The organism is Shimia thalassica (assembly GCF_001458215.1).
GTDB classification, from domain to species: domain Bacteria; phylum Pseudomonadota; class Alphaproteobacteria; order Rhodobacterales; family Rhodobacteraceae; genus Shimia; species Shimia thalassica.
This window is the reverse complement of the sequence record NZ_CYTW01000002.1, coordinates 153,175-174,292: the sequence shown is the minus strand read 5'-3', so window position 1 is coordinate 174,292 and position 21,118 is coordinate 153,175. Positions and strand designations below refer to the sequence as shown.

Annotated in this window: 21 protein-coding genes; 7 read left to right on the top strand and 14 right to left on the bottom strand. The window is 57.0% G+C overall.

The genetic code is table 11. The annotated features are described in order from the left end of the window. The first annotated feature begins 32 nt into the window (after nt 1-32). Together PH7735_RS10740 and PH7735_RS10735 are read left to right on the top strand one after the other, a co-directional pair. The gene (locus tag PH7735_RS10740) at nt 33-491 is read left to right on the top strand and encodes an NUDIX hydrolase (protein WP_058311374.1); all 459 of its coding nucleotides are present in this window, start codon (nt 33-35) and stop codon (nt 489-491) included. Between the two features lie 92 nt (nt 492-583). Beyond that, entirely contained in the window at nt 584-2,068 is a 1,485-nt protein-coding gene (locus PH7735_RS10735; RefSeq protein WP_058311373.1) for an inorganic phosphate transporter, read from the top strand. Nucleotides 2,069-2,132: 64 nt separating this feature from the next. On the opposite strand, the gene gnd is transcribed toward PH7735_RS10735, so the two are convergent. The 4 genes from gnd to PH7735_RS10715 form a co-directional block, all read right to left on the bottom strand. After that, nucleotides 2,133-3,548, bottom strand: a complete 1,416-nt coding sequence (gnd, locus tag PH7735_RS10730) for an NADP-dependent phosphogluconate dehydrogenase (protein WP_058311372.1) — start codon at nt 3,546-3,548, stop codon at nt 2,133-2,135. Between the two features lie 88 nt (nt 3,549-3,636). Then, a complete protein-coding gene (locus PH7735_RS10725) occupies nt 3,637-4,665 on the bottom strand; it encodes a 2-dehydropantoate 2-reductase (RefSeq protein ID WP_058311371.1) in 1,029 nt (342 codons plus the stop codon). A 279-nt stretch (nt 4,666-4,944) separates the two neighbouring features. Then, nucleotides 4,945-5,871, bottom strand: coding sequence for an ornithine carbamoyltransferase (gene argF, locus PH7735_RS10720; protein WP_058311370.1), 927 nt, complete (start codon nt 5,869-5,871; stop codon nt 4,945-4,947). A 4-nt stretch (nt 5,872-5,875) separates the two neighbouring features. Beyond that, nucleotides 5,876-7,057 carry an aspartate aminotransferase family protein gene (locus tag PH7735_RS10715; protein ID WP_058311369.1) on the bottom strand — a complete coding sequence of 394 codons (1,182 nt, stop codon included), beginning with the start codon at nt 7,055-7,057 and terminating at the stop codon, nt 5,876-5,878. A 299-nt stretch (nt 7,058-7,356) separates the two neighbouring features. Between PH7735_RS10715 and PH7735_RS10710 the strand changes: the two genes are divergently transcribed. Then, nucleotides 7,357-8,232 (top strand): DMT family transporter, encoded by an 876-nt coding sequence (locus tag PH7735_RS10710; RefSeq protein WP_058311368.1) that lies wholly within the window; start codon nt 7,357-7,359, stop codon nt 8,230-8,232. 13 nt (nt 8,233-8,245) lie between these two features. On the opposite strand, the gene PH7735_RS10705 is transcribed toward PH7735_RS10710, so the two are convergent. Genes PH7735_RS10705 through PH7735_RS10695 form a run of 3 tightly spaced genes read right to left on the bottom strand, consistent with a single transcriptional unit; the run spans nt 8,246 to nt 10,276 of the window. Continuing rightward, nucleotides 8,246-9,151, bottom strand: a complete 906-nt coding sequence (locus tag PH7735_RS10705; RefSeq protein WP_058311367.1) for an EamA family transporter — start codon at nt 9,149-9,151, stop codon at nt 8,246-8,248. 20 nt (nt 9,152-9,171) lie between these two features. After that, on the bottom strand, nt 9,172-10,080 hold the full coding sequence (locus PH7735_RS10700) for a fatty acid desaturase (RefSeq protein WP_058311366.1): 909 nt from the start codon (nt 10,078-10,080) through the stop codon (nt 9,172-9,174). Beyond that, nucleotides 10,073-10,276 (bottom strand): DUF2061 domain-containing protein, encoded by a 204-nt coding sequence (locus PH7735_RS10695; RefSeq protein ID WP_058311365.1) that lies wholly within the window; start codon nt 10,274-10,276, stop codon nt 10,073-10,075. Before PH7735_RS10695 ends, PH7735_RS10700 begins: the two co-directional genes overlap by 8 nt. Before the next feature lie 109 nt (nt 10,277-10,385). Between PH7735_RS10695 and PH7735_RS10690 the strand changes: the two genes are divergently transcribed. Then, complete coding sequence (locus PH7735_RS10690) at nt 10,386-11,243, top strand: helix-turn-helix domain-containing protein (RefSeq protein ID WP_058311364.1); 858 nt, start codon at nt 10,386-10,388, stop codon at nt 11,241-11,243. Between the two features lie 3 nt (nt 11,244-11,246). Here the strand turns inward: PH7735_RS10690 and PH7735_RS10685 are convergent, their stop codons facing one another. The 4 genes from PH7735_RS10685 to bcoG form a co-directional block, all read right to left on the bottom strand. Continuing rightward, nucleotides 11,247-12,017: an SDR family oxidoreductase gene (locus PH7735_RS10685; RefSeq protein WP_058311363.1), complete on the bottom strand. Its 771-nt coding sequence runs from the start codon at nt 12,015-12,017 to the stop codon at nt 11,247-11,249. After that, complete coding sequence (locus PH7735_RS10680; protein WP_058311362.1) at nt 12,017-13,492, bottom strand: carnitine 3-dehydrogenase; 1,476 nt, start codon at nt 13,490-13,492, stop codon at nt 12,017-12,019. Before PH7735_RS10680 ends, PH7735_RS10685 begins: the two co-directional genes overlap by 1 nt. Nucleotides 13,493-13,508: 16 nt before the next feature. Further along, nucleotides 13,509-13,853, bottom strand: coding sequence for a hypothetical protein (locus tag PH7735_RS10675; RefSeq protein WP_145865318.1), 345 nt, complete (start codon nt 13,851-13,853; stop codon nt 13,509-13,511). Nucleotides 13,854-13,920: 67 nt separating this feature from the next. Beyond that, the gene (gene bcoG / locus PH7735_RS10670) at nt 13,921-14,838 is read right to left on the bottom strand and encodes a 3-dehydrocarnitine:acetyl-CoA trimethylamine transferase BcoG (RefSeq protein ID WP_058311360.1); all 918 of its coding nucleotides are present in this window, start codon (nt 14,836-14,838) and stop codon (nt 13,921-13,923) included. Nucleotides 14,839-14,916: 78 nt separating this feature from the next. Here bcoG and PH7735_RS10665 point away from each other — a divergent pair, with 78 nt between their 5' ends. From PH7735_RS10665 to PH7735_RS10655, 3 genes are all read left to right on the top strand, one after another. Then, nucleotides 14,917-15,897, top strand: coding sequence for a GlxA family transcriptional regulator (locus PH7735_RS10665; protein WP_058311838.1), 981 nt, complete (start codon nt 14,917-14,919; stop codon nt 15,895-15,897). Between the two features lie 163 nt (nt 15,898-16,060). After that, the gene (locus PH7735_RS10660; RefSeq protein ID WP_058311359.1) at nt 16,061-16,816 is read left to right on the top strand and encodes an SDR family oxidoreductase; all 756 of its coding nucleotides are present in this window, start codon (nt 16,061-16,063) and stop codon (nt 16,814-16,816) included. A 536-nt stretch (nt 16,817-17,352) separates the two neighbouring features. Beyond that, complete coding sequence (locus tag PH7735_RS10655) at nt 17,353-17,811, top strand: hypothetical protein (RefSeq protein ID WP_233488304.1); 459 nt, start codon at nt 17,353-17,355, stop codon at nt 17,809-17,811. 33 nt (nt 17,812-17,844) lie between these two features. Here PH7735_RS10655 and PH7735_RS10650 read toward each other — a convergent pair whose 3' ends face one another. The 3 genes from PH7735_RS10650 to PH7735_RS10640 all read right to left on the bottom strand — a co-directional run bounded on the left by PH7735_RS10650 (nt 17,845) and on the right by PH7735_RS10640 (nt 21,051). Continuing rightward, nucleotides 17,845-19,659, bottom strand: coding sequence for an ABC-F family ATP-binding cassette domain-containing protein (locus PH7735_RS10650; RefSeq protein WP_058311357.1), 1,815 nt, complete (start codon nt 19,657-19,659; stop codon nt 17,845-17,847). Between the two features lie 87 nt (nt 19,660-19,746). Beyond that, nucleotides 19,747-20,481: a GNAT family N-acetyltransferase gene (locus tag PH7735_RS10645; RefSeq protein WP_058311837.1), complete on the bottom strand. Its 735-nt coding sequence runs from the start codon at nt 20,479-20,481 to the stop codon at nt 19,747-19,749. 111 nt (nt 20,482-20,592) lie between these two features. Next, entirely contained in the window at nt 20,593-21,051 is a 459-nt protein-coding gene (locus PH7735_RS10640) for an outer membrane protein assembly factor BamE (protein ID WP_058311356.1), read from the bottom strand. Nucleotides 21,052-21,118: the final 67 nt, after the last annotated feature.

Here is a 21,118-nt window from a genome sequence, read left to right as displayed (position 1 = left end):
CACAGACAAAAAACGCGAACAATGAGCAGACTATGACCAACGCCTTTAAAAAAGCGCTGACCACTATGGTTGGCCCGATGTTACGACGCCCTAAACGTCTTCAGGTGGCGGCGCTGTGCTATCGCGAAGATGGCCCAAAGAAAAAAGTTCTGCTTGTCAGCAGCCGCGACACAGGTCGCTGGATCATCCCCAAAGGCTGGCCCATTGACGGCAAAGACGCCCACGAGGCCGCCATGCAAGAAGCATGGGAAGAGGCCGGCGTGAAAAAGGGTGACGTGTCGGATCAGGTTCTTGGCTCTTACGACTATGACAAAGAACTGAAAAGCGGCCTTCCAGTCCGTGTTGAAACGCTGGTGTACCCTATTCGTGTAAAGCGTCTTACGGATGATTACCCCGAGGCGCACGAACGTCGCCGCAAATGGGTAACCCCCGCAGAAGCGGCCAACATGGTGAACGAACCCCAATTGAAAGAACTGTTGCGTCAATTGTAACACTTTCACTACAGTTTTGTGACACCGCCCTTGCTTTGCGCAAGGGGCTCCCCTAGTGCGGCTCTTGAACGCTTTGAAGGGGGGTATGTCACGTGAGTACACAACCAAACGATAACGATCATCTGGAGACACTTGATCGCGATCTCGAAAGATTTTCTCATTTAGAAACCGGCACACAATATGTTGCACGCCCCATGGTCGGGCTTGGCATTGCGCTTGTCTTCATCGTTCTTGCCGGGATCACTGCCGGAATTTTCTATGGTGACCATCCTTCAAACCTGATTGTTGTCGCTGCGGCGGGCTTTGGTGCCTATATGGCGATCAACATCGGCGCCAACGATGTGGCCAACAACATGGGGCCCGCCGTGGGGGCCAATGCCCTGACGATGGGCGGCGCGATCCTGATTGCCGCCATTTTTGAAAGTGCCGGTGCGCTTCTTGCGGGTGGCGATGTTGTTTCGACCATTTCCAAGGGCATCATTGATCCGGCGGGCATTCAAAACGCACAGATCTTTATCTGGGCCATGATGGCTGCTTTGATCTCATCCGCGCTTTGGGTAAACCTTGCCACATATGTCGGCGCGCCAGTATCCACCACGCACTCGGTTGTGGGCGGCGTTATGGGCGCAGGCATCGCAGCCGCAGGTTTTGCCGCTGTGAACTGGCCCACAATGGGCAAAATCGCGGCATCATGGGTGATTTCCCCCGTGCTTGGCGGCGCTATTGCAGCCGCGTTTCTGGCCTTTATCAAAATCAAAATCATCTATCAGGACGACAAGATCGCCGCTGCACGGCGCTGGGTTCCTGTTCTGGTTGCCATTATGGCCGCTGCCTTCACATCCTACCTTGCGCTTAAAGGCCTGAAACGGATCATCAAGATCGATATGCCAACCGCTTTGACCATTGGTGCAACGGCTGGTCTGATCACCTATTTCGTGACCAAACCCCTGATCCGGAAACAGTCGGAAGGTCTCGAGAACCGGAACAAATCGCTCAAGGTTCTGTTCGGTATTCCGCTGGTCTTTTCCGCAGCTCTTCTGTCTTTTGCGCATGGTGCAAACGATGTTGCGAACGCCGTTGGTCCTTTGGCCGCAATCGTGCACGCCTCCGAGTTTGGTGATTTCGCCGCCAAGGTCAGCATCCCGACATGGGTCATGGTCATCGGTGCCTTTGGTATCTCGTTTGGCCTGTTCCTTTTCGGGCCAAAGCTGATCCGCATGGTCGGCAGCCAGATCACCAAGCTGAACCCGATGCGGGCCTACTGTGTGGCTTTGTCTGCGGCGATTACCGTGATTGTCGCGTCATGGCTCGGGTTGCCCGTATCCTCGACACACATTGCGGTGGGCGGCGTGTTCGGTGTTGGTTTCTACCGTGAATGGGACGCAGAGCGTCGCCTGCGCAAGTCAGCCATAAAACGCCCTGCGGCCACGCGTATCGCCCCCGAGGAACGCCGCCGTCGCAAGCTGGTTCGGCGCAGCCACTTTATGACGATTATCGCGGCATGGGTGATCACCGTGCCCGCAGCAGCGATGATGTCTGCCGTGATTTTCCTGATCCTGAATGCGATCGTCAACTAAGGCACAAGTGTTGCCTTGAATTCAAAACGCTCAAGAGTGTCATAGCTCTTGGGCGTTTTTTGTTTCATGATGTCGCTGACACATCCCACCAAGGGCCGTGGTGTTTGCCTGTTGCATCCACGCGTTCAAACCCGTGGTGCCCAAAGAAATCACGCTGCGCCTGAATCAGGTTTGTCGTGCCGCGGGCCTGTCTCATCGAGTCATACCATCCCAGCAAAGCCGCAAGTGCGGGCACCGGCACGCCGCCCTGAACCCCCGCCACAACTACTTTGCGCAAGGCCGGAACCGTGGCGTCCAGTGTCTTTTGAAACTGGGTGATCTCCAACAAGGATGCCCCGAATTGAATCTCGCGCAGCGCCGTTGCCAAATCATCCAGCAACGCCGACCGGATGATGCACCCAGCCCGCCAGATTTCGGCAATCCGTGACAGATCCAGTGACCAGTCAAAAGTGTCAGAAGCGGCCTGCAGCACGGAAAACCCCTGAATATGCGCAAGCAAACGCGCAGCGGCAAAAGCCTGTTCCAGTTCGTTTTCCGTCGGCAGCGCCACCGTTTCGGCCCCTGACAGGGCATGGGACAACCGTTGACGCAGTTCTTTCTCCGAGGACCAACTGCGCGCACCAACCGCCGCCTCGATACCCGAGGCCGACTGTCCCAGTTTGAGCGCCTCGATCACGGTCCAGCGTCCCGTTCCTTTTTGACCCGCCTTGTCCACGATCACCTCGACAGCAGGTCGTCCCGTTTTCGGATCAGTTGCCAAAAGCACTTTGGCCGAAATCTCCATCAGGAAGCTGCGCAAGGGGCCTTGGTTCCAGCGATCGAACAGCGCGGCAATACGCGGGGACTCCCAGCCGCCACCATCCCGCAACAAGCCATAAACCTCGGCAATCAATTGCATATCGGCATATTCGATACCGTTGTGAACCGTTTTGACAAAGTGGCCCGCGCCATCCGTCCCCATATGGGCCACACAAGGCGCATCTTGAAACTTGGCGGCAACGGGGTCGAGCATCGGTTGAAGCCGTTGCCAGCTTGCATCGCTTCCCCCAACCATCATCGAAGGGCCGTTTCTGGCGCCCTCTTCCCCTCCGGACACGCCCATGCCGACGAAATTGATATCTTGGGCCGCAAGTGCCGCAGAACGGCGCCGCGTGTCATTGAAATCTGCATTGCCAGCATCAACAATCGTGTCTCCGGCGCTGAGCAACGGCAAGACCGCCTGGATCATGTGATCAACAGGGGCACCGGACGGGATCATGAACAAAACGACGCGCGGGACTTCGAGTTCTGCAACGAAGCTTTCAAGCGAATGGGTTGGCACGATATGAGAGGCGAGCGTTCCGGCTTCCTCGAGAAACGCATCAACCCACTCCGTTTCCCTGTTGCCAACAGCGACACGCACGCCCTGTTCCGCGAAATTAAGCGCGAGCGCGCTGCCCATTGTCCCTAATCCAAAGACACCAATATCCGCTTGGCGCATTCAATCTCTTCCACTTCTTTAGTGTCCACACTCTGCGCTGTGAGAGGCAATGCCGCAAGAGGCATCAGGCGTGGATCGGGTTTATCCGTCAGACATGGATTTCGTGCGGCAAAAGCTGCGGCGACCCACGGCCGCTTTTTTCTGCGTCCCGGATCAGGGATGCAACACGCATGTTGATCGGGGCTTTGTCGCCTTTTTCTTGTGCCAAGGTGACGATCAGGCCCTGAAGCTCTTCGATTTCGGTGAGGCGTCCCTTTTCAAGATCTTCCCACATCGAACTGCGGGCCAGCGGATCGATCGTCAGCATCGTGCGCGCAACCCGTTTGAACACAGGCGACGGAAGGCGCAGGATTTTAGGCACAAAGCGGATGGGGATGCGCCGCGACATGGGCGTTTCGGCCGAAATGCCCGCTTTTTCCAAGACACGCACGGCCTCGGCCATCTGGTCTGACATCAATCTGCGCCATGGCATGCTGCTCAACTGCTCGCGCAGGGTCAGGCCGGACAGGGCATTCAGCGCGTTGTTCAGATTGATCAGCAGCTTGCCCCACTGAACGGGTGCCATATCGGCGCGATCCTGAAAGTGCAGATCAGGCACGCTGAGCATGCGGGCGATGTGGTTTTTACCTTTGGCAATAATGATGTCTCCGCTGGTGCCCCTGTGGAAACACCCGCCGCCTTTGGACACAACGTTAAAGGGCACCATTCCGGCGCGTACATCATGATCCGGCAGGTTGTTCTGCAGTATTTCCGCGTTGCCGACACCGTTTTGAAGACTGATGACAACGGCGTATGTCGGCGCATGCGCCCGGATTTCCTGCGCCATCTTTTCGGTCGCGCTGCTTTTGACAGTCACCAAGATAATGTCAGCGGTTTTCAGGCATTCCGGCGTCGTGGCGATGCCAAACACATCCGGAGACAACTCTTCATCCAGTTCGTTGAAATCGGTGATTGTCAGGCCTTGCCGCAAAATCTCGTCTGCCATCCGTTCCCGCATCAGCAACGTCACACGATGCGCACCACGTATCAGCAAACCACCCACAAAACAGCCGATGCTGCCCGCGCCAGCAATCACGATGTGAGGACGGTTGTCCTTTGGGGCTGATGCCTGAGCCATATCTTTCTCCAACACTCTTGCGTGACGGTCGTCGGACCAACCATTCAAACAAATGTTCCGAGATCAAAGAAACGTCACTTTGGTCCCGCGCGTATCAATCCATTAAGGCAAAATTGTGATTTATGTATCTATCCCACAACCTTAGCGCATCTTGATCACAGGCCAAGCAGAAACCTTGCCCTTGTTGCCCCAAAGATCATGAAGGATGACCGGGCAGGTCTTGCAAACAAAAAAACGCCCCGCACATGGCGAGGCGTTTTAACTGTCTTTTGCGGCGATTTATTTGCCCAGACACCAGCGCATTACGGCTTTTTGCGCATGCAGCCTGTTTTCCGCTTCGTCAAAGATCACCGAATTGGGGCCATCCATAACCACGTTTGTGGCTTCTTCGTTCCGGTGCGCCGGCAAACAATGCATAAACAGCGCGTCCGGGTTGGCATGGCTCATCAGCTCTTCATTCACCTGATAGGGGCGCAGCTGGTTATGGCGACGCTCGCGTGCTGATTGCGCGTCATGCATCGACACCCATGTGTCCGTGACAACCAGATCTGCGCCTGCCACGGCTTCTGCCGGGTCGCGCACGATTTCGATCTTTGCCCCTTTGGAACGCGCCAGATCGACAAACCCCTGTTCCGGATCAAGAACCTCTGGACCAGTAAAAGTCAGGTCAAATCCGAATTGCCCCGCAGCATGGATGAAAGAGGCACAAACATTGTTACCGTCGCCGGACCAGACAACCTTTTTGCCCGCAATCGATCCGCGATGCTCTTCATAGGTCAGGATGTCGGCCATGATTTGACAGGGATGCGTGCGATCGGTCAGACCATTGATCACGGGAACATCCGAATATTCCGCCAGCTCCAGAAGCACCTGCTCTTCAAATGTACGGATCATGATCATGTCGACATAGCGGCTAAGAACGCGCGCGGTGTCGGCGATGGTTTCACCATGGCCCAACTGCATTTCCTTGCCCGACAGGACCATCGTCTGGCCACCCATCTGGCGCACCCCAACGTCAAACGAAACGCGTGTCCGTGTCGAAGGTTTCTCAAAAATCAGAGCAACCATGTGGTCCTTCAGCGGCAGATCCGCATCCAAGGCCCCCTTTGGTTTGCCATTGCGCGCATTTTTGACGGCTTTGGCGCTATCAATGATGCCCCGCAAGTCCGCCGCGTCTGTCTTATGAATATCCAAAAAATGGTTCATGTTCTTAGTCCTTGTTCGCGGTGACCGTTGCCGCCGCTTTATCCAGCCGGGAAACGGCCTCGGAAATTTCTTCATCAGTGATTGTCAAAGGGGGCAACAGACGGACAACGTTGTCTGCTGCCGGCACGGTAGCGATCTCTTGGTCATAGCTTGCGTTTACGATATCGATGTTGGGCGCAAAGCACTTGAGCCCCAGCATAAGGCCGGACCCGCGTACTTCTTCAAAAACGTGCGGATGCGCGGCGACAAGACCTTCGAGCTTTTGACGGAACAAACCGGCCTTGCGGTTCACGTCTGCCAGAAATTCCGGGGTTGAAACCGTGTCCATGACCGCGTTGCCCACGGCACATCCCAGAGGGTTTCCGCCATAGGTCGACCCATGCGTGCCCGCAACCATGCCGCTGGCCGCGTCTTCGGTCGCCAACACGGCACCCAGCGGAAAGCCACCGCCGATGCCTTTGGCGACCATCATGATATCTGGCGTAACGCCGGCCCATTCATGCGCAAACAGCTTGCCCGTCCGGCCAACACCACATTGCACCTCGTCCAGAATCAACAAGACGTCGTTTTCCTTGCAAATGTGCGCCAGCTCTTTCAGATCTTCATCCGCAAGCGGGCGAATACCCCCCTCGCCCTGAATGGGCTCGACAATCACGGCGGCCGTATTTTCGTCAATCGCATCGTTCAACGCGGCTATGTCGCCCCATGTCAGATGCTTGAAGCCGGGAAGCAAAGGACCAAATCCCTTGGTCAGCTTTTCACCACCCGCCGCGGCAATGCCTGCCGAAGACCGGCCATGAAACGCGCCATCAAAGCCGATGATTTCAACCTTTTCCGGCTGACCTTTTTCAAACCAGTACTTGCGCGCCATTTTCACGGCCAGCTCGCAGGCTTCGGTGCCCGAGTTAGTGAAAAAAACGGTGTCAGCAAAGCTGTTATCAACCAGTTTGTCGGCCAGCGCCTGTTGCTGTGGGATCTGATAAAGGTTCGACACGTGCCACAGCTTGTTGGCCTGTTCGGTCAAAGCGTCCACCAAAATCGGGTTGGCGTGCCCCAGAACATTCACTGCGATCCCCGCGCCCAGATCCAGAAAACGTCGGCCATCTGCCTCGATCATCCAGCTTCCTTCGCCTTTGACAAAGTTCAAAGGCGCACGGTTATAAGTTGGCAAAACAGAAGGGATCATGGTCCTGTCCTTAATTAAAGAAGCCCCGTGGTTGCCCCACGCAGGCGGTCAAGTCAACAATGTCGGAAAGTGCTGCGTATCTGTGACGCAATTTATGGGGAGGCGCTGCGTTTTTGGCGCAACATCAGGCGTACCGCCGATTATCGGAGGAACGTACGTCGCAGGCGTCGGAGGCCGTTATGTGCGATAAGATTACCCATGTGGCCTCTCTAACGTTGCTTTTCCGGTTTGAGAACCCCCTTTTCACATAACGTGCAATTCCCCTTGCCACGCGCGCGTTTCATCGCCAAGCAACACATATGACCGATACCCCCCAACGCCCGGCACTGGCTGCCCTTTTGACTGTCACCGCCTCGGGGTTTGTGGCGGGGACGACCCTTTTGGCAAAAGCTGTGGGAACCGGTGTGTTGGGCCCTGCCCTGTCGCCGCTTCAAATCAGCCAGGGCCGTTTCCTGTTTGCGTTTCTGGCGTTTTCACTGGCGGCCGTGATTTTGCGCCCGACGTTCACGCGCCCGCATTTGGGGTATCATTTCGGACGTTCCGGTCTGGGATGGGGCGGCGTCACGCTCATGTTTGCTGCGGCCACATTCATTCCCCTGTCCGACGCCACCGCGATCAGCTTTTTGAACCCCGTGTTTGCGATGGTGTTCGCGATTCCGTTTCTGGGGGAGCGCGTAGGCCCCTGGCGCTGGGGATCTGCTGCGCTGGCCTTTTTCGGCGCGATGATCCTGACACGGCCAAGCGCCGGCACCCTGCAAGCGGGCGCACTTCTTGCCCTGATGGCGGCACTGATGATGGGCGGAGAGATGATCTTTATCAAGTTGCTGTCGAGTCGTGAAAAACCGTTTCAGATCCTATTGATCAACAACGCGATCGGCCTTGCAATCGCAACACTGGCCGCTGTGTTTGTCTGGCAGTCACCTGCCCCGCTGCAATGGGCTGCTCTTGCGGGCATTGGTCTTTTGATGGCCTCGGCACAGACCTGTTTTATCAACGCCATGCGTTTGGCCGATGCCAGCTTTGTCTCGCCTATTTTCTATACGACACTGGCCTTTGCCACGCTCTATGATGCGGTCATTTTTGATGTCATACCTGATCACATAACGCTTTTGGGGGCGACCCTCATTCTGGGCAGCGCGGCAATCCTTGCATGGCGCGAAACCCGCCGCAAATAGCCCTCAGCGCGCGTTACAACACCAGAACCAGCACAAGAATACTTGCGCTCAGCAAGGCCATGCCAAGCCATTCTCTTGCGGAAATGCGTTCACGGAAGAAAACAACCGATCCGACAATGGCAAAGATCAATTCGATTTGCCCGACCGCTTTGACATAGGCTGCATTTTGCAATGTAAACGCGGTGAACCAGCAAAATGATCCTGCCATGCTGGTCAGGCCAATCCAGACAGCCCCGCGCCACGCATGAACCACGCGTCGGATTTCCCCCACTTCGCGGAACCTCAGCCAGACAGCCATTGCCATCATTTGCATCGTGGTCACCGCAGCAAGCGTAACCAGCGCCCGCAAAAACGGATCGATGCTCGCAATCTCGAGAGAAGCCCCCCGATAACTCACGGCAGAGACGCCAAACAAGGCCCCCGCCGTCAGGCCCAATGCCGCAGAGGGGCTGACCACACGCCGCAAAAATCCGCCCGTTCCCGTGTCTGACGGCCCCGACAGCACCAGAACACCCGCAACCCCGACAATTATCGCCGCCATGCCGAGACCTGAAACCGCGTCCCCCAGAACAACAATTCCGATCAGTGCGGTCAACAAGACCTCAACCTTGATAAAGGTAATCCCAACCGCAAAATTGCGCCGCTTGAACAACAGCACCGTGCATACGGTTGCAACGATCTGGGCGACTCCGCCCACCATTCCAAACAGCCAGAAGGCGGCGGCAGGGGGCACAATCCCGTTCGGCGCAAGGCTGAGGTAAACGGCAAGACACAGCAGCGCCAACGGAGCGGAATACACAAACCGTGCAAACGTTGCCCCTGCTGCCGACAACGACAGGCCTGAGAGGTGTTTTTGAAGCATAAACCGCACTGTTTGAAACAGCGCGGCGGCAACCGAAGCGGCAATCCAGAGTTCCATGCCGCCCTTAGATCACGGCCCTACTTCCACGGCCAGAGCGGATGCGGAACCGGGTCTTTGGCTTTTAAGAAGTAGCGCATGAAAATCTCGCGATAGGATCCGTAATAATAGCTTTCATTCTGACGCAGATACCGTTCGCGGTTTTCACGAAACAGCTTTGGCATGTTGTACCATGCGACCTTGGGATGCATGTGATGGACAACGTGCAGGCTGTTGAACAGGAAAATCCACGCCAAAGGACCACGATCATCAATAATGACGGTACGCCCCCGCGCCCTTTCGTGCGCCTGATGTTCAAGAAACGTCCGGATTTTTAGAATGGACAAGGCAACATAGGCGCTGACCAGGTAGGCCCAGATCGGCAGCGTCATGACCGACGCCATCCACCATATCACCAGCAAAACCGCAGGAATATGCCAGAGCCAGCCCTTCAATACCGCTGTGTCGCCGTCACGGATCGCCTGCCAGTCGCACGCCATAAACGCCACCTGCCCCATGGTCGGACCAATCACCAGCCGCCCCAACAGCGTGTTGTTGAACCTGTGCAAAGCCTGCTTCCAGACCGGCAGCGCGGCCCAGATCGTTGGATCCAGATAGTTGCTTTCGGGATCATCGTATGGGTCCGTCAGGATGGAATCTTGATGATGCGCCAGATGCGTATCGCGAAACCGATAGTATGGAATGGCCAGCCCGAGTGCGGGAAACACAAGCAAGTCGTTCAGTCGTTGATTGCGGAATGGATGACCATGCAAGACCTCGTGGGTCAGCGAAGAATGCAACGCAATTGCCAAGGTCGACAGGATCATGCCCAAAGGCAGGAACAGGGTACTAGCCCACGTTGTGCCAATCACAAACGTGACATAGCAAATGGCCATCATGCACAGTGTGGGCCATTCCACTGCGGGTCTGTTTTTGCGGAGATCAGACATGGCGGCCCCACCGGATTGCAGACCAGACGCGTTCATAAATCAGGTAAAGCGCAAACCCCAATGCCGTATTCACAAGAGCAAGCTTCCCCCCCACAGCGGCCGATCCGGTCGCGACATAGCCCACCACACTCATGGTGGTCAGACCTAAAAGGTTCCAAATGATCGCTTTTGTCACCGAGCGTTTGCGGGTTTCCATTGTCTGCCTTTCTTTGTGAGGAGCTCACAAAAGCGTTACCGCGAATGGGCAGGTACGGACATTCTGTTTGTAATTCACAAAATTCCCAACTGGTGATAAAATTAAACACATGAGCAAAATTATCGACAAACGCCTGCGCGCCTTACGTTTTCGCCAACGTCTCGAGGCCGCCATGCAGGACAAGGCCATCACCCAGAGCGCCCTCTCACGCCAGATTGGCGTGGACCGCTCGACGATTTCCCAACTTCTCAAGGATCAGGGCGCCCGATTGCCGAATGCACAGGTTGTGGGGGAATGCGCCGCGGCCCTTGGTGTGTCTGCGGACTGGCTGTTGTCGCTGACAGACCGTCCAGAAAGCGCGGCAGATATCCTTGCCAACTCACTGACCCTGACAGAAGCACCGCGGGCGCTGGTCGATGAACAGATTTTTGGCTGGCACATCGAGGCCGCCGGTTACAAAATCCGGCATGTGCCCGCCGGCCTTCCGGATATGCTCAAAACGCGCGAGATCCTTGAATGGGAATACTCACCGCATTTGGGGCGCACCACCGATCAGGCGATTGGCGCCTCCGAAGATCGCCTGAACTGGATGCGGGCCAGCCAATCGGATTATGAGATTGCGCTTCCGCTTCACGAGTTGCTCAGCTTTGCCACGGGGAAAGGGTACTATGACGGCCTGCCTGCAGAATTACGCTATGCCCAGCTCAACCACATGTCTGATCTTTGCAGCCAGCTTTACCCGCGTCTGCGCGTTTATCTGTTTGATGCCCGACAGTTGTTTTCCGCGCCCATAACGGTCTTTGGCCCGCTGTTGGCGGTGCTCTATCTAGGGCGGAATTATCTCGCCTTTCGGGATGTCGAACGTGTTCAGGGCTTCACAACCCATTTCGACAATCTCGTGCGCAGCGCCCCTGTGACCGCGCGCACCTTGCCCGACCACATCGAGACACTTCAGAAGCTCATATAGGGCTCAGACTTTGGGATCCGGATTGACGGTATGCCCATCAACCGCAATCACCTGTCCCGAAACGGCTTTGGCCGCATCAGAGCCAAGGAAAACCGCCATATCTGCAATTTCGCTGGCTTGCACAAACCGCCCCAGTGACGTTCCGCTGGCATATCCCTGATACACCTCGTCCCGCGTCATGCCTTTGGTGGCCGCTTCGCGTTCAAGCACACGCTCCATCCTCGGGCCTTCGACCGATCCGGGACAAATCACGTTGCACCGGATGTTGAACCCGCCCAGTTCCATCGCCAGTGTTTTGGCAAAACCAATGACGGCCCATTTCGATGCAGCGTAAGGGCTGCGATACGGGTATCCGTATTGCCCAGCTGTGGATGACGTTACAACGATTGATCCTTTATGGGCCTGTTTCATCAACGGCGTGGCAAATTTGGCCGCCAGAAATACCCCGTCCAGATTGATCGCCACGCAATTGCGCCAATCGTCTAAGGCGACCTCTTCGACTGGCGCGGTCGGGCCTGCGATGCCTGCGTTTGCACACAGCACCTCAAGCCCGCCCCAGACGCGTTCGACCTCGGCAAACATCGCGGCCATGGCGTCTTCATTCGCCACATCCACATGGCTGCGCCGCCAATGTGGCGGAACCGATGACAGGGCTTCGGGGTCCAGATCGCTGACCCAGACATCGAAACCTTCCATGTCAAAAGCTTCGCCCATGGCGCGCCCGATACCGGACGCACCTGCGGTGATCAGCACACGCTTTTTCGCAACAGACATCACCGTGGTTGCCCCACATACCGCCCAGCGCCCTCAGGCGCCGGAAGACCGGATTGCGCCTCGGAAATCATTGCCAGATTGGCAGCGATTTCAGGGCTGAACGGCGCGGGCCGGCGCGTTTCAAGGCTCACATGGATCAGGATATGTTCGCCCGTCGCCAGCAATTTGTCACCGGCATACATCTCGTGCCAAAGGTGCATCTTCTTGCCCTCGGCCATTAGCACCCGCGTGCGTACCTCGATCCGCGATCCCAGATGGGTCTCGTCGATATGCCGGATATGGGTCTCGGCGGTAAAGAAACTGCCACCCGTCGCGATATAGTCCTGATCGCAGCCAATGATCTCCATCAACCGGTCGGACGCATCGGCAAAGGCGTGCAGATAGCGGCTCTCGGTCATGTGACCGTTGTAATCCAGCCAGTCGATCGGCACCGCACGCGAGACAGTTACAACAGGTTTGGACGGGTCCGCAATATCGGCCGCCCTGCGCGCCATACCTGCATCCAAAGCCAGCTTGACGTCATGGCGGTTCATGACCGCACCTGCGCCAAAGTTCTGGGCTTTCAGGGCGCGCATCATCGACACAAGGTTGTTGTCGCGAATGCGTTCCATCTCGCGGATGGTCATGTGCCCCGATTGTTCATCCGACTGTCCCGCGATCAGATCGACCAGTTCGTCGTTGAACTCTGGCACATCCATCAGCTTGGTCCATGGCCATTTCAAAGCGGGGCCAAATTGCGCCATAAAGTGCTTCATGCCGGCCTCGCCCCCCGCCACGCGATAGGTGTCAAACAGACCCATCTGCGCCCACCGAATGCCGAACCCCATACGGATGGCCTCGTCAATCTCTTCGGTCGTGGCGACACCATCCTTGACCAGCCAGAGCGCCTCGCGCCAGACAGCCTCAAGAAAACGGTCCGCAATATGTGCGTCGATTTCCTTGCGTACATGCAACGGGAACATGCCAATATCCGAAATCACGCCTTTGGCACGGGCGATCATATCGGCCGAGTTTGCATCGGTTGGCACTAGTTCGATCAGGGGCAACAGATAAACCGGGTTAAACGGGTGGGTTACCGCGATCTGACCGGGGCGCGTCGCCCCTTCCTGCAATTCGCTGGGCTTAAAGCCGGATGTGGACGACCCGATAATCGCATCCGCGGCGCAATGGGCCTGAATCTCGGCATAGACCTTGAGCTTCATATCAAGCCGTTCCGGAACGCTTTCCTGAATCCACTCGGCACCTTCGACGGTTTGCGCAATGGTGTCGTGAAAGGTCAAAGCGCCCTCGGCGGGCAGTGCCGTATCACTTAGGCCCGGCATCGACACACGCGCATTGGCCAAAACTTCACTGATCTTGCGCTCGGCCTCGGGGTCGGGATCAAACACCCGCACATCCCAACCGTTCAAAAGGAACCGCGCGGCCCATCCGCCGCCGATAACTCCGCCACCAATAATTGCTGCTACGCGCGCCATCGCACACCTCTTTCTTTCAAGAAAAGGCGAGCGTCATCATCCCCATGAAGCTGAGAATCCACCCGCCTAGAAACACCACCTTGGCAATTTTGCCAGGGCTCCACATTTTCCTTAAAATCAGAGCCAAGCCAGACCCGGCCCCGATCAGAACAGTTCCCAAGAACGCCGCGACGACCATCCCGGAAGACGGCGGAAGGCTTGCGCCTTGCGGCACTTCGGCGGCAACAATGAACAAAAGGACCACTGTCACAACGCCCAGAGCAAACGCCACCAACGGGCCTTTCCACCAAGCGGCTTCGGATTGAAGAAAGGCTACCATCGACAGCACGAGGGCAAAGAACAACGAGAGGGTGAATTTCATGAACATGGCTCACAACTTACCCCCCCCCCTTTTTCCGGCGCAACCTGAAGATAACCTTTTCGCAACCTTAAGACGAAACAGGTGCGCGCTTGACCAACCCCAGCTTCTCACGCACGGCCTCGGGGCCGATCACCTTGGCCCCCATGCCCTTGACAACGCCCACGGCGCGTTCAACCAGTTGATAGTTCTCTGCCAAAACGCCCTTGTCGAGCCAAAGGTTGTCTTCCAAACCAACCCGCACGTTGCCGCCAGCCAGAACCGAGGCCGCAACATATGCCATCTGGTCACGCCCAAGTGAAAACGCGGACCAGTTCCAGTCGGACGGCACGTTGTTGACCATCGCCATAAAGGTGTTCAGATCATTTGGTGCGCCCCATGGCACGCCCATGCACAACTGCACCAGTGCAGGTGAGGTCAGGATGCCCTCTTTGACCAGTTGCGTGGCAAACCAAAGGTGGCCGGTGTCAAAGGCCTCGATCTCGGGCTTCACGCCCAGATCGGTCATCATCTGCCCCATGGCGCGCAACATGCCCGGCGTGTTGGTCATCACGTAATCAGCCTCGGCAAAGTTCATCGTGCCGCAATCCAGCGTGCAAATCTCGGGCAAGCATTCGGCGATATGGGCCATACGCTCGGTCGCGCCGACCATATCTGTACCAGCCGCATTCAATGGCAGCGGGTTTTCGGCATCGCCAAAAACGATGTCTCCGCCCATGCCTGCGGTCAGGTTCAACACCATATCTGTTTCACTGTCGCGGATGCGGTCCGTAACTTCGCGGTACAGACCCAAATCGCGGCTGGGGGCGCCTGTTTCCGGATCGCGCACATGGCAATGCACCACAGCGGCACCGGCCTTGGCCGCGGCAATCGCGCTGTTTGCAATTTGTTCGGGCGAACGCGGCACATGCGGGCTACGATCCTGGGTGCCACCTGATCCGGTCACGGCGCAGGTGATGAAAACCTCACGGTTCATTTGCAAGGGCATGGCGATTCCTTTCCTAGAGTTGCCAAAAGTATGAGCAGCCTTGCGCCTTTTGACTTTGCACTTTACGAAGCAAAATTGATGAACATTGCAAAAAACATCTTTCAGCCCAATCAAGCCCCCCTCGAAACTGCGGTACTTGTTCTGGATGACTGCAACACGCTCAGCTTTGCCGCGGCTGTTGACCCGATGCGCGCCACCAACCGGCGCGCTGGCAAAAACCTGTTTCGCTGGAAATTTTTTACGCCTACCGGCGCAGCAGCACAACTCACCAGCGGCCTGAGCATCAACGGCGCGCCGATTGCGCAAGCTGAAGGCTTTGATCTTCTGGTGATGGTCGCCGGCTTCAACCTCGAAGCCCACGCCACGCCACGCCTGTTGTCCAGCCTACGCCGCCTGCATGCCGCAGGCGTTGCCATCGCAGCCATTGACGGGGGACCTTGGATACTGGCACGCGCCGGCCTTCTGGACGGCCACAGCGCGACCACCCACTGGGAGGATCTCGAGGATCTGGCCACACGTTTTCCTCAGGTGGATGCCAGACGCGACAGGTTTGTCATCAGCCCCCCCTTCGCAACCTCCGGAGGCGCCGCCCCCGGGATCGACATGATGCTCCACCTGATTTCGACACGCTTTGGCCAGGGGTTGGCGCGCCGTGTTGCCTCCGCGTTTTTGTATGACCCCGTTCCCCTCGGCACCCAGCGACAAAGCATCAGCGCCACATCGCGCAAAATCCGCCGCAACCCGCAAATCGCGCGAGCCCTCGACCTGATGGAAGCCCACCTCGACACGCCGCTCTCGATTACCGAGATTGCCAAACGGATGTCCCTGTCCCAGCGCAGCCTTGAAAACCGGTTTCGCACACATCTCAACCTCTCCCCCCATGCCTACTACCTTCAACTGAGGCTGGACGAGGCCTATCGCCTTGCCACCGACACTAGCCAATCAGTGCAAGACATCGCCCTTGCAACGGGTTTCGCCTCCCAAGCCAGCTTTGCGCGTGCTTTCAAGGCCGGCTTCGGACAATCCGTCCGCCTGCTGCGCCGCGCTCAAAACGCATAGCCTCCGCCGCTTCTTCTGGCTAAAAATATCCTGGGGTGAATTGGCCCCGCGGGCCAAGAGGGGCAACGCCCCTCAAACTTCTGGACACAAACCCCCTCCCCCTGTTATTTGAACATACGTTCATTTCACAAGGTCCACGACACTCTGGAGGAGGAGAGCCCCCATGAAAATCGAAAACACCTGCGCGGTGATAACAGGTGGCGCATCCGGCCTTGGTGAGGCCACGGCCCGCCATTTCGCGGCACATGGCGCCAAAGTTGCCCTGTTTGATCTCAACGAAGACCTTGGTGAAAAGGTCGCCAAAGAGATCGGCGGCACATTCCACAAGACCGACGTCACCGACGAGGCCTCTGTTCAGGCCAGCATCACCGCCGCCAAAGCTGCGATGGGCACCATTACCGCCGCTGTAAACTGTGCGGGTATCGCCCCCGCCGCGACGACGATTGGCAAAAAAGGCCCGCACCCCTTGGATGTGTTCCAGAAAACCATCGACATCAACCTTGTCGGCAGTTTCAATGTCGCCCGCCTCGCGGCCGAGGTCATTGCCCAGAACGAACCGGCAGAAGACGGTGCGCGCGGCGTGATCATCAACACGGCCTCAATCGCGGCCATGGACGGCCAGCGTGGACAGGCAGCCTATGCCGCCTCCAAAGGGGGAATCGTCGGACTGTCGTTGCCCATGGCCCGCGATCTTGCCAAGGCAGGCATCCGAGTCATGGCCATCGCGCCGGGCATCTTTCTCACCCCGATGCTGATGGGCCTGCCACAAGAGGTTCAGGACCAACTGGCCCAGGACGTCACCTGCCCCAAACGCCTTGGCCGCCCCGAGGAATACGCACAACTGGCGAAATTTATCGTTGAAAGCGGCTATCTGAACGGCGAAGTCATCCGCATCGACGGCGCGCTGCGGATGCAGTGACCCCCCAAGTTAATTTTGAACAAAGGCCTCTGTCTGAAGGACAGGGGCCTTTTTGTATCCGCCTTCAATTGAGCGCCCGACGTGAAACCTCCCAACGCAAAGATGTGGCGAGGTGACGCACACCAAACCCGCCGCCCTGCCCTAGCTCTTCTGACATGAGCCACAAACAAAGGAGCGCGACATGTTTAAGGGATTTGGCCTATCTATCACGTTGATCATGACAGGGATTCTCGGACTACCCCTGCTTTTGCTACAACTGCACTAAACAGCGGCTTGTCCCGCGGGGTGGTTCTCACTGTAGCAAGCCACCCTCGCGAACAAGACCAAAGGCGGTTTTGAGCTGGCACGTTCCCCTTGATTGCGATGACGTCCTCCCACATCATTGCGAGATGCCGCTTCAAAACCGCGTACAACCCACCGGAGACATCCTCGCGCATCCTGCGCGGGGTCTGTTCATGGGAAACCGTGGAATTCTGCACGACAATAATAAGTCATTGGGCTCCGCGCGCTGGCGACACAAGGCGTGGGTTTGTTGCGTGACCGAGTTCAAGAACCGCAAACGTACCTTGATGGCGCCAAACCACTATACCGAATTGTTTTTCCATGACGAAGCGGTGGCTTTGGCCGCCGGCCATCGTCCCTGTGGGGAATGCCGCCGTGCCGATTACCACGCCTTTCTGAACGCGGCGGGACACTCGGGGTCGGTCAAAGACTTTGACGTGAGTCTTCATGCGGCACGTGCCATCCCGCGTGTTTTCAAACAGAACAGGCACGAAGCAGACCTAAAAGACTTGCCGGATGGCACGTTCATCCAGTCTTGCGCGGGTCCTGCCCTTTTGTGGCAAGACGCGCTCTATCCCTTCCAGCCAAACGGATATCTGGCCGCAACTCCACGACCAACCGGCACCGTCACGGTTTTGACGCCCAAGCCGACCTTGCAGGCCCTGTGGAACGGTTATCGCCCCCGTGTGTCCAAAGACCTCGGAGGCTCATAGCCCCGCACCGAACCAGGCCATTCCCTGATGCGATCAGGACTGGCTTTGCTCGGCTTTTTCTTCGAGCATCATCCATTCTTCTTCGGCATCTGCAACGGCGGTGTGGCGCTCAACCAAAGCATCTGTGGCTTTCTGGAATTTCACTGGCTCTTTGGTAAAGAGATCAGGATCCATCAAGAACTCTTCCAGCTTCGCAATCTCGGCCTGAAGACGCTCGATCACCGAAGGAAGCGTTTCAAGACGGTGCTTCTCGGTGAAGCTCAATCCCTCTTTTTGCGCTTTTTCCTGTTTGGCTTTCTCGGCCTTTGGCTTGGACTTCATGACCTTTTCAGGCTGCGCATCGCCGCGTTGCGACTGATAATCGGTCCATCCACCCGCATAAACCGTAGCACGCCCGTTGCCTTCCATTGCGACGGTGGTCGTTGCCACACGATCAAGGAAATCCCGGTCGTGGCTGACTAACAGAACGGTGCCGTCATAGTCGTCCAGCAACTCTTGCAACAGATCGAGTGTCTCAACGTCGAGATCGTTGGTCGGTTCGTCGAGGACCAGAAGGTTGCTTTCCCGCGCCATCAGTTTGGCCAGCAACAGTCGAGCCTTCTCGCCCCCTGACAGCGATCTGACGGGGGCGCGCGCTTGCCGTTCGTCAAACAAAAAGTCCTTGAGATAGCCAACCACGTGTTTGGGATTGCCCCGCACCATGACCTGATCGGCCTTGCCCGAAACACGCATGTCCGGATCGCCGGTCAGGCTGTCCCAAAGGCTCATGTCCGGATCCAGCTGTGCGCGCGACTGATCAAAAATGGCGGGCACCAGATTGGTCCCGAGCACCACTGTGCCCTCATCAGGCTCTTCTTGTCCCATAAGCATTTTGATCAACGTCGTCTTGCCCACGCCGTTCGGGCCGACAAAGGCAATATTGTCGCCGCGCTGCACGGTCAGGGAAAAGTTCTGAACGATTTCTTTACCATCAAAGGCCTTGGCCAGATTCTTGGCATCGATTACTTTTTTACCAGACTTCGGCCCGGCCGTAATTTCGATTGCGGCGGATCCCTGACGTTTGATCATCGACGATCGTTCGGCCCGCAATTCGCCCAAAGCGCGCACACGTCCCATGTTGCGTTTGCGGCGCGCGCTGATTCCCTCGACGGCCCAACGCGCTTCGGATTTGATTTTGCGGTCCATCTTGTGACGGGCGACATCTTCATCCGACCAGATTTTGTCACGCCACGCCTCAAAGGCACTGAACCCTTCTTCCTGACGTCGTACCATTCCCCTGTCGATCCAGAGGGTTGCACGGGTCAAGGCACGCAGGAATGCGCGGTCGTGCGAGATCAGAACAAAGGCGGCGCGCGTGCTTGATAGCTCGGCCTCGAGCCACGCAATCGCCTCGATATCAAGGTGGTTGGTCGGCTCGTCCAAAAGCATCAACTCGGGCGCTTCGGCCATCAGTCGGGCCAGAGCTGCACGGCGGCGTTCCCCACCAGAGGCGGTTTCAACGGATCGTGCGGGGTCGAATTTCAACCCTTCGCCCGCGCGCTCGACCTTATACAACTCTCCGGGTTGCAGGCTCGCCGATGCAAAGTCTCCAAGGGTGGCAAAGCCCGACATGTCGGGTTCCTGCTCCATATATCCGACCGAGACACCGGGCGGCACAACGATGTCCCCGCGATCTGCCTCGACCAGACCGGCCATGACTTTCATCAACGTGGATTTTCCCGACCCGTTCCGCCCGACAAGCGCAACGCGATCACCCGGCTGAACAACAAGGTCCAGCCCATCGAAAATAGGATCTCCACCAAAGGTCAGCGAGATACCGTTCATCTGTAACAAAGGAATACGTGCCATGAGAAAAGGGGCTAAACCGCTCGTTGCGGGGCGTCAACCTACTGACCTGTGTTTGGGGTCGACAATCAGGGCCGCCGCACCCGTCGCTTAGGCGCCAATCGCCCGCAACAGGCGTTTTCGCGCCGGAGGAATCGCCTTGATCTCGAGGCCGGTAAAGACATGCAGCGTGTTCATTTTTCGATCGACAACCGCGTGGTCGCTGACCCAGCCGCCCATCAACAGATATGTACGCAGCAGCGGAGGCATCCGTCTTTGTGCCAGTTTGAGATCGGGTTTGATGCGCAGGCGCGCAGCAAAGCGAAACACGTTCGGGGCTTTCACCTTGGGCAGCCAGCGTTTGGGCGCAAGGTGCCTGTCGCGCAGCATGGCAAAGGCATCGAAATACTGTTCGGCCTCGGTGCCATTAAAGGACGAGCAGCCAAACAGCATTTCAACATTGTTTTCATCCACATATGTGGTCATCGCGCCCCAAGCCACGCGCAGAATATCCGGATCGGTATAGGCGGGATGGATGCAGAACCGGCCCATCTCGACCATTGGCCCTTCAAAGTCCCGCAAGGCGCTCAACTCATAAAACTGGGCAGAATAACACCGGTCGATGTCCTGACCGCCGGCCAAGGGCAAAAAGCGAAAACAGCAGACCAGCGCGCCCGTTGACTGTTCTTCCACAAGAATGTGGGTGCACAGAGGGTCAAAAACATCCTGATCGATTGTTGTTTCGTCGCCGTGGAACGCGACCTGTCGCAGCTTTTGCGCCGCGAGAATGTCTTTTTCGCACTCAGCCAGACGCGCAACATAGCGCCCTTTCGCCAAAGCAACCATGAGAGGCCCCGCCTTGTTTGTCTCTGCCAGAATAGACAGAGGACGTGACTCCAAAATGACAGGCTTGGACCGGCGCGCCAAGTTTCTTTTGAAACTGTTGAGATCAGGCGATTAACCGCCGCCCAGCGTACCCGGTGTGAAGTTGCCGATGTTTCCAAGAACCTGCGCGAGCACCGATTGATCTTCGATGCCGTTGTCGGTCACGCGGCGCGCGATTGGCACGGCCTGTCCATCTTCCAGCGAATATTCGGCAATATTGCGCACGGTGCCGCCTGTATCAAACGTGATGGCAACAAGGCGGCGATCAATCACTTTGGGTTGACGCGCGCCATAGTGGCGGACACGGGTGCGCACATAATAGTAGCCGCCATCGTTGGTCACGCCCGAGGTTGTCGGGGTCCCGACTGATTCCGCCACGGTATCGCGCGTATCGACACCAACAACGATATTGGCGAGATCTTCATCATTGGGCACATAGCCGTGATTCCGATACTGGGTTGTGCATGCCACAGAGGCCAAAAGCGCGAGCCCAAGAAACGCCTGTTTCGTGCGATTGGTGCGTACCGTCATAACTGCCCTCTTGTCTTGGCTTGTGTCGCCTTCTATCCCGCTTACATAATGAATCCCTCTGGTTCAA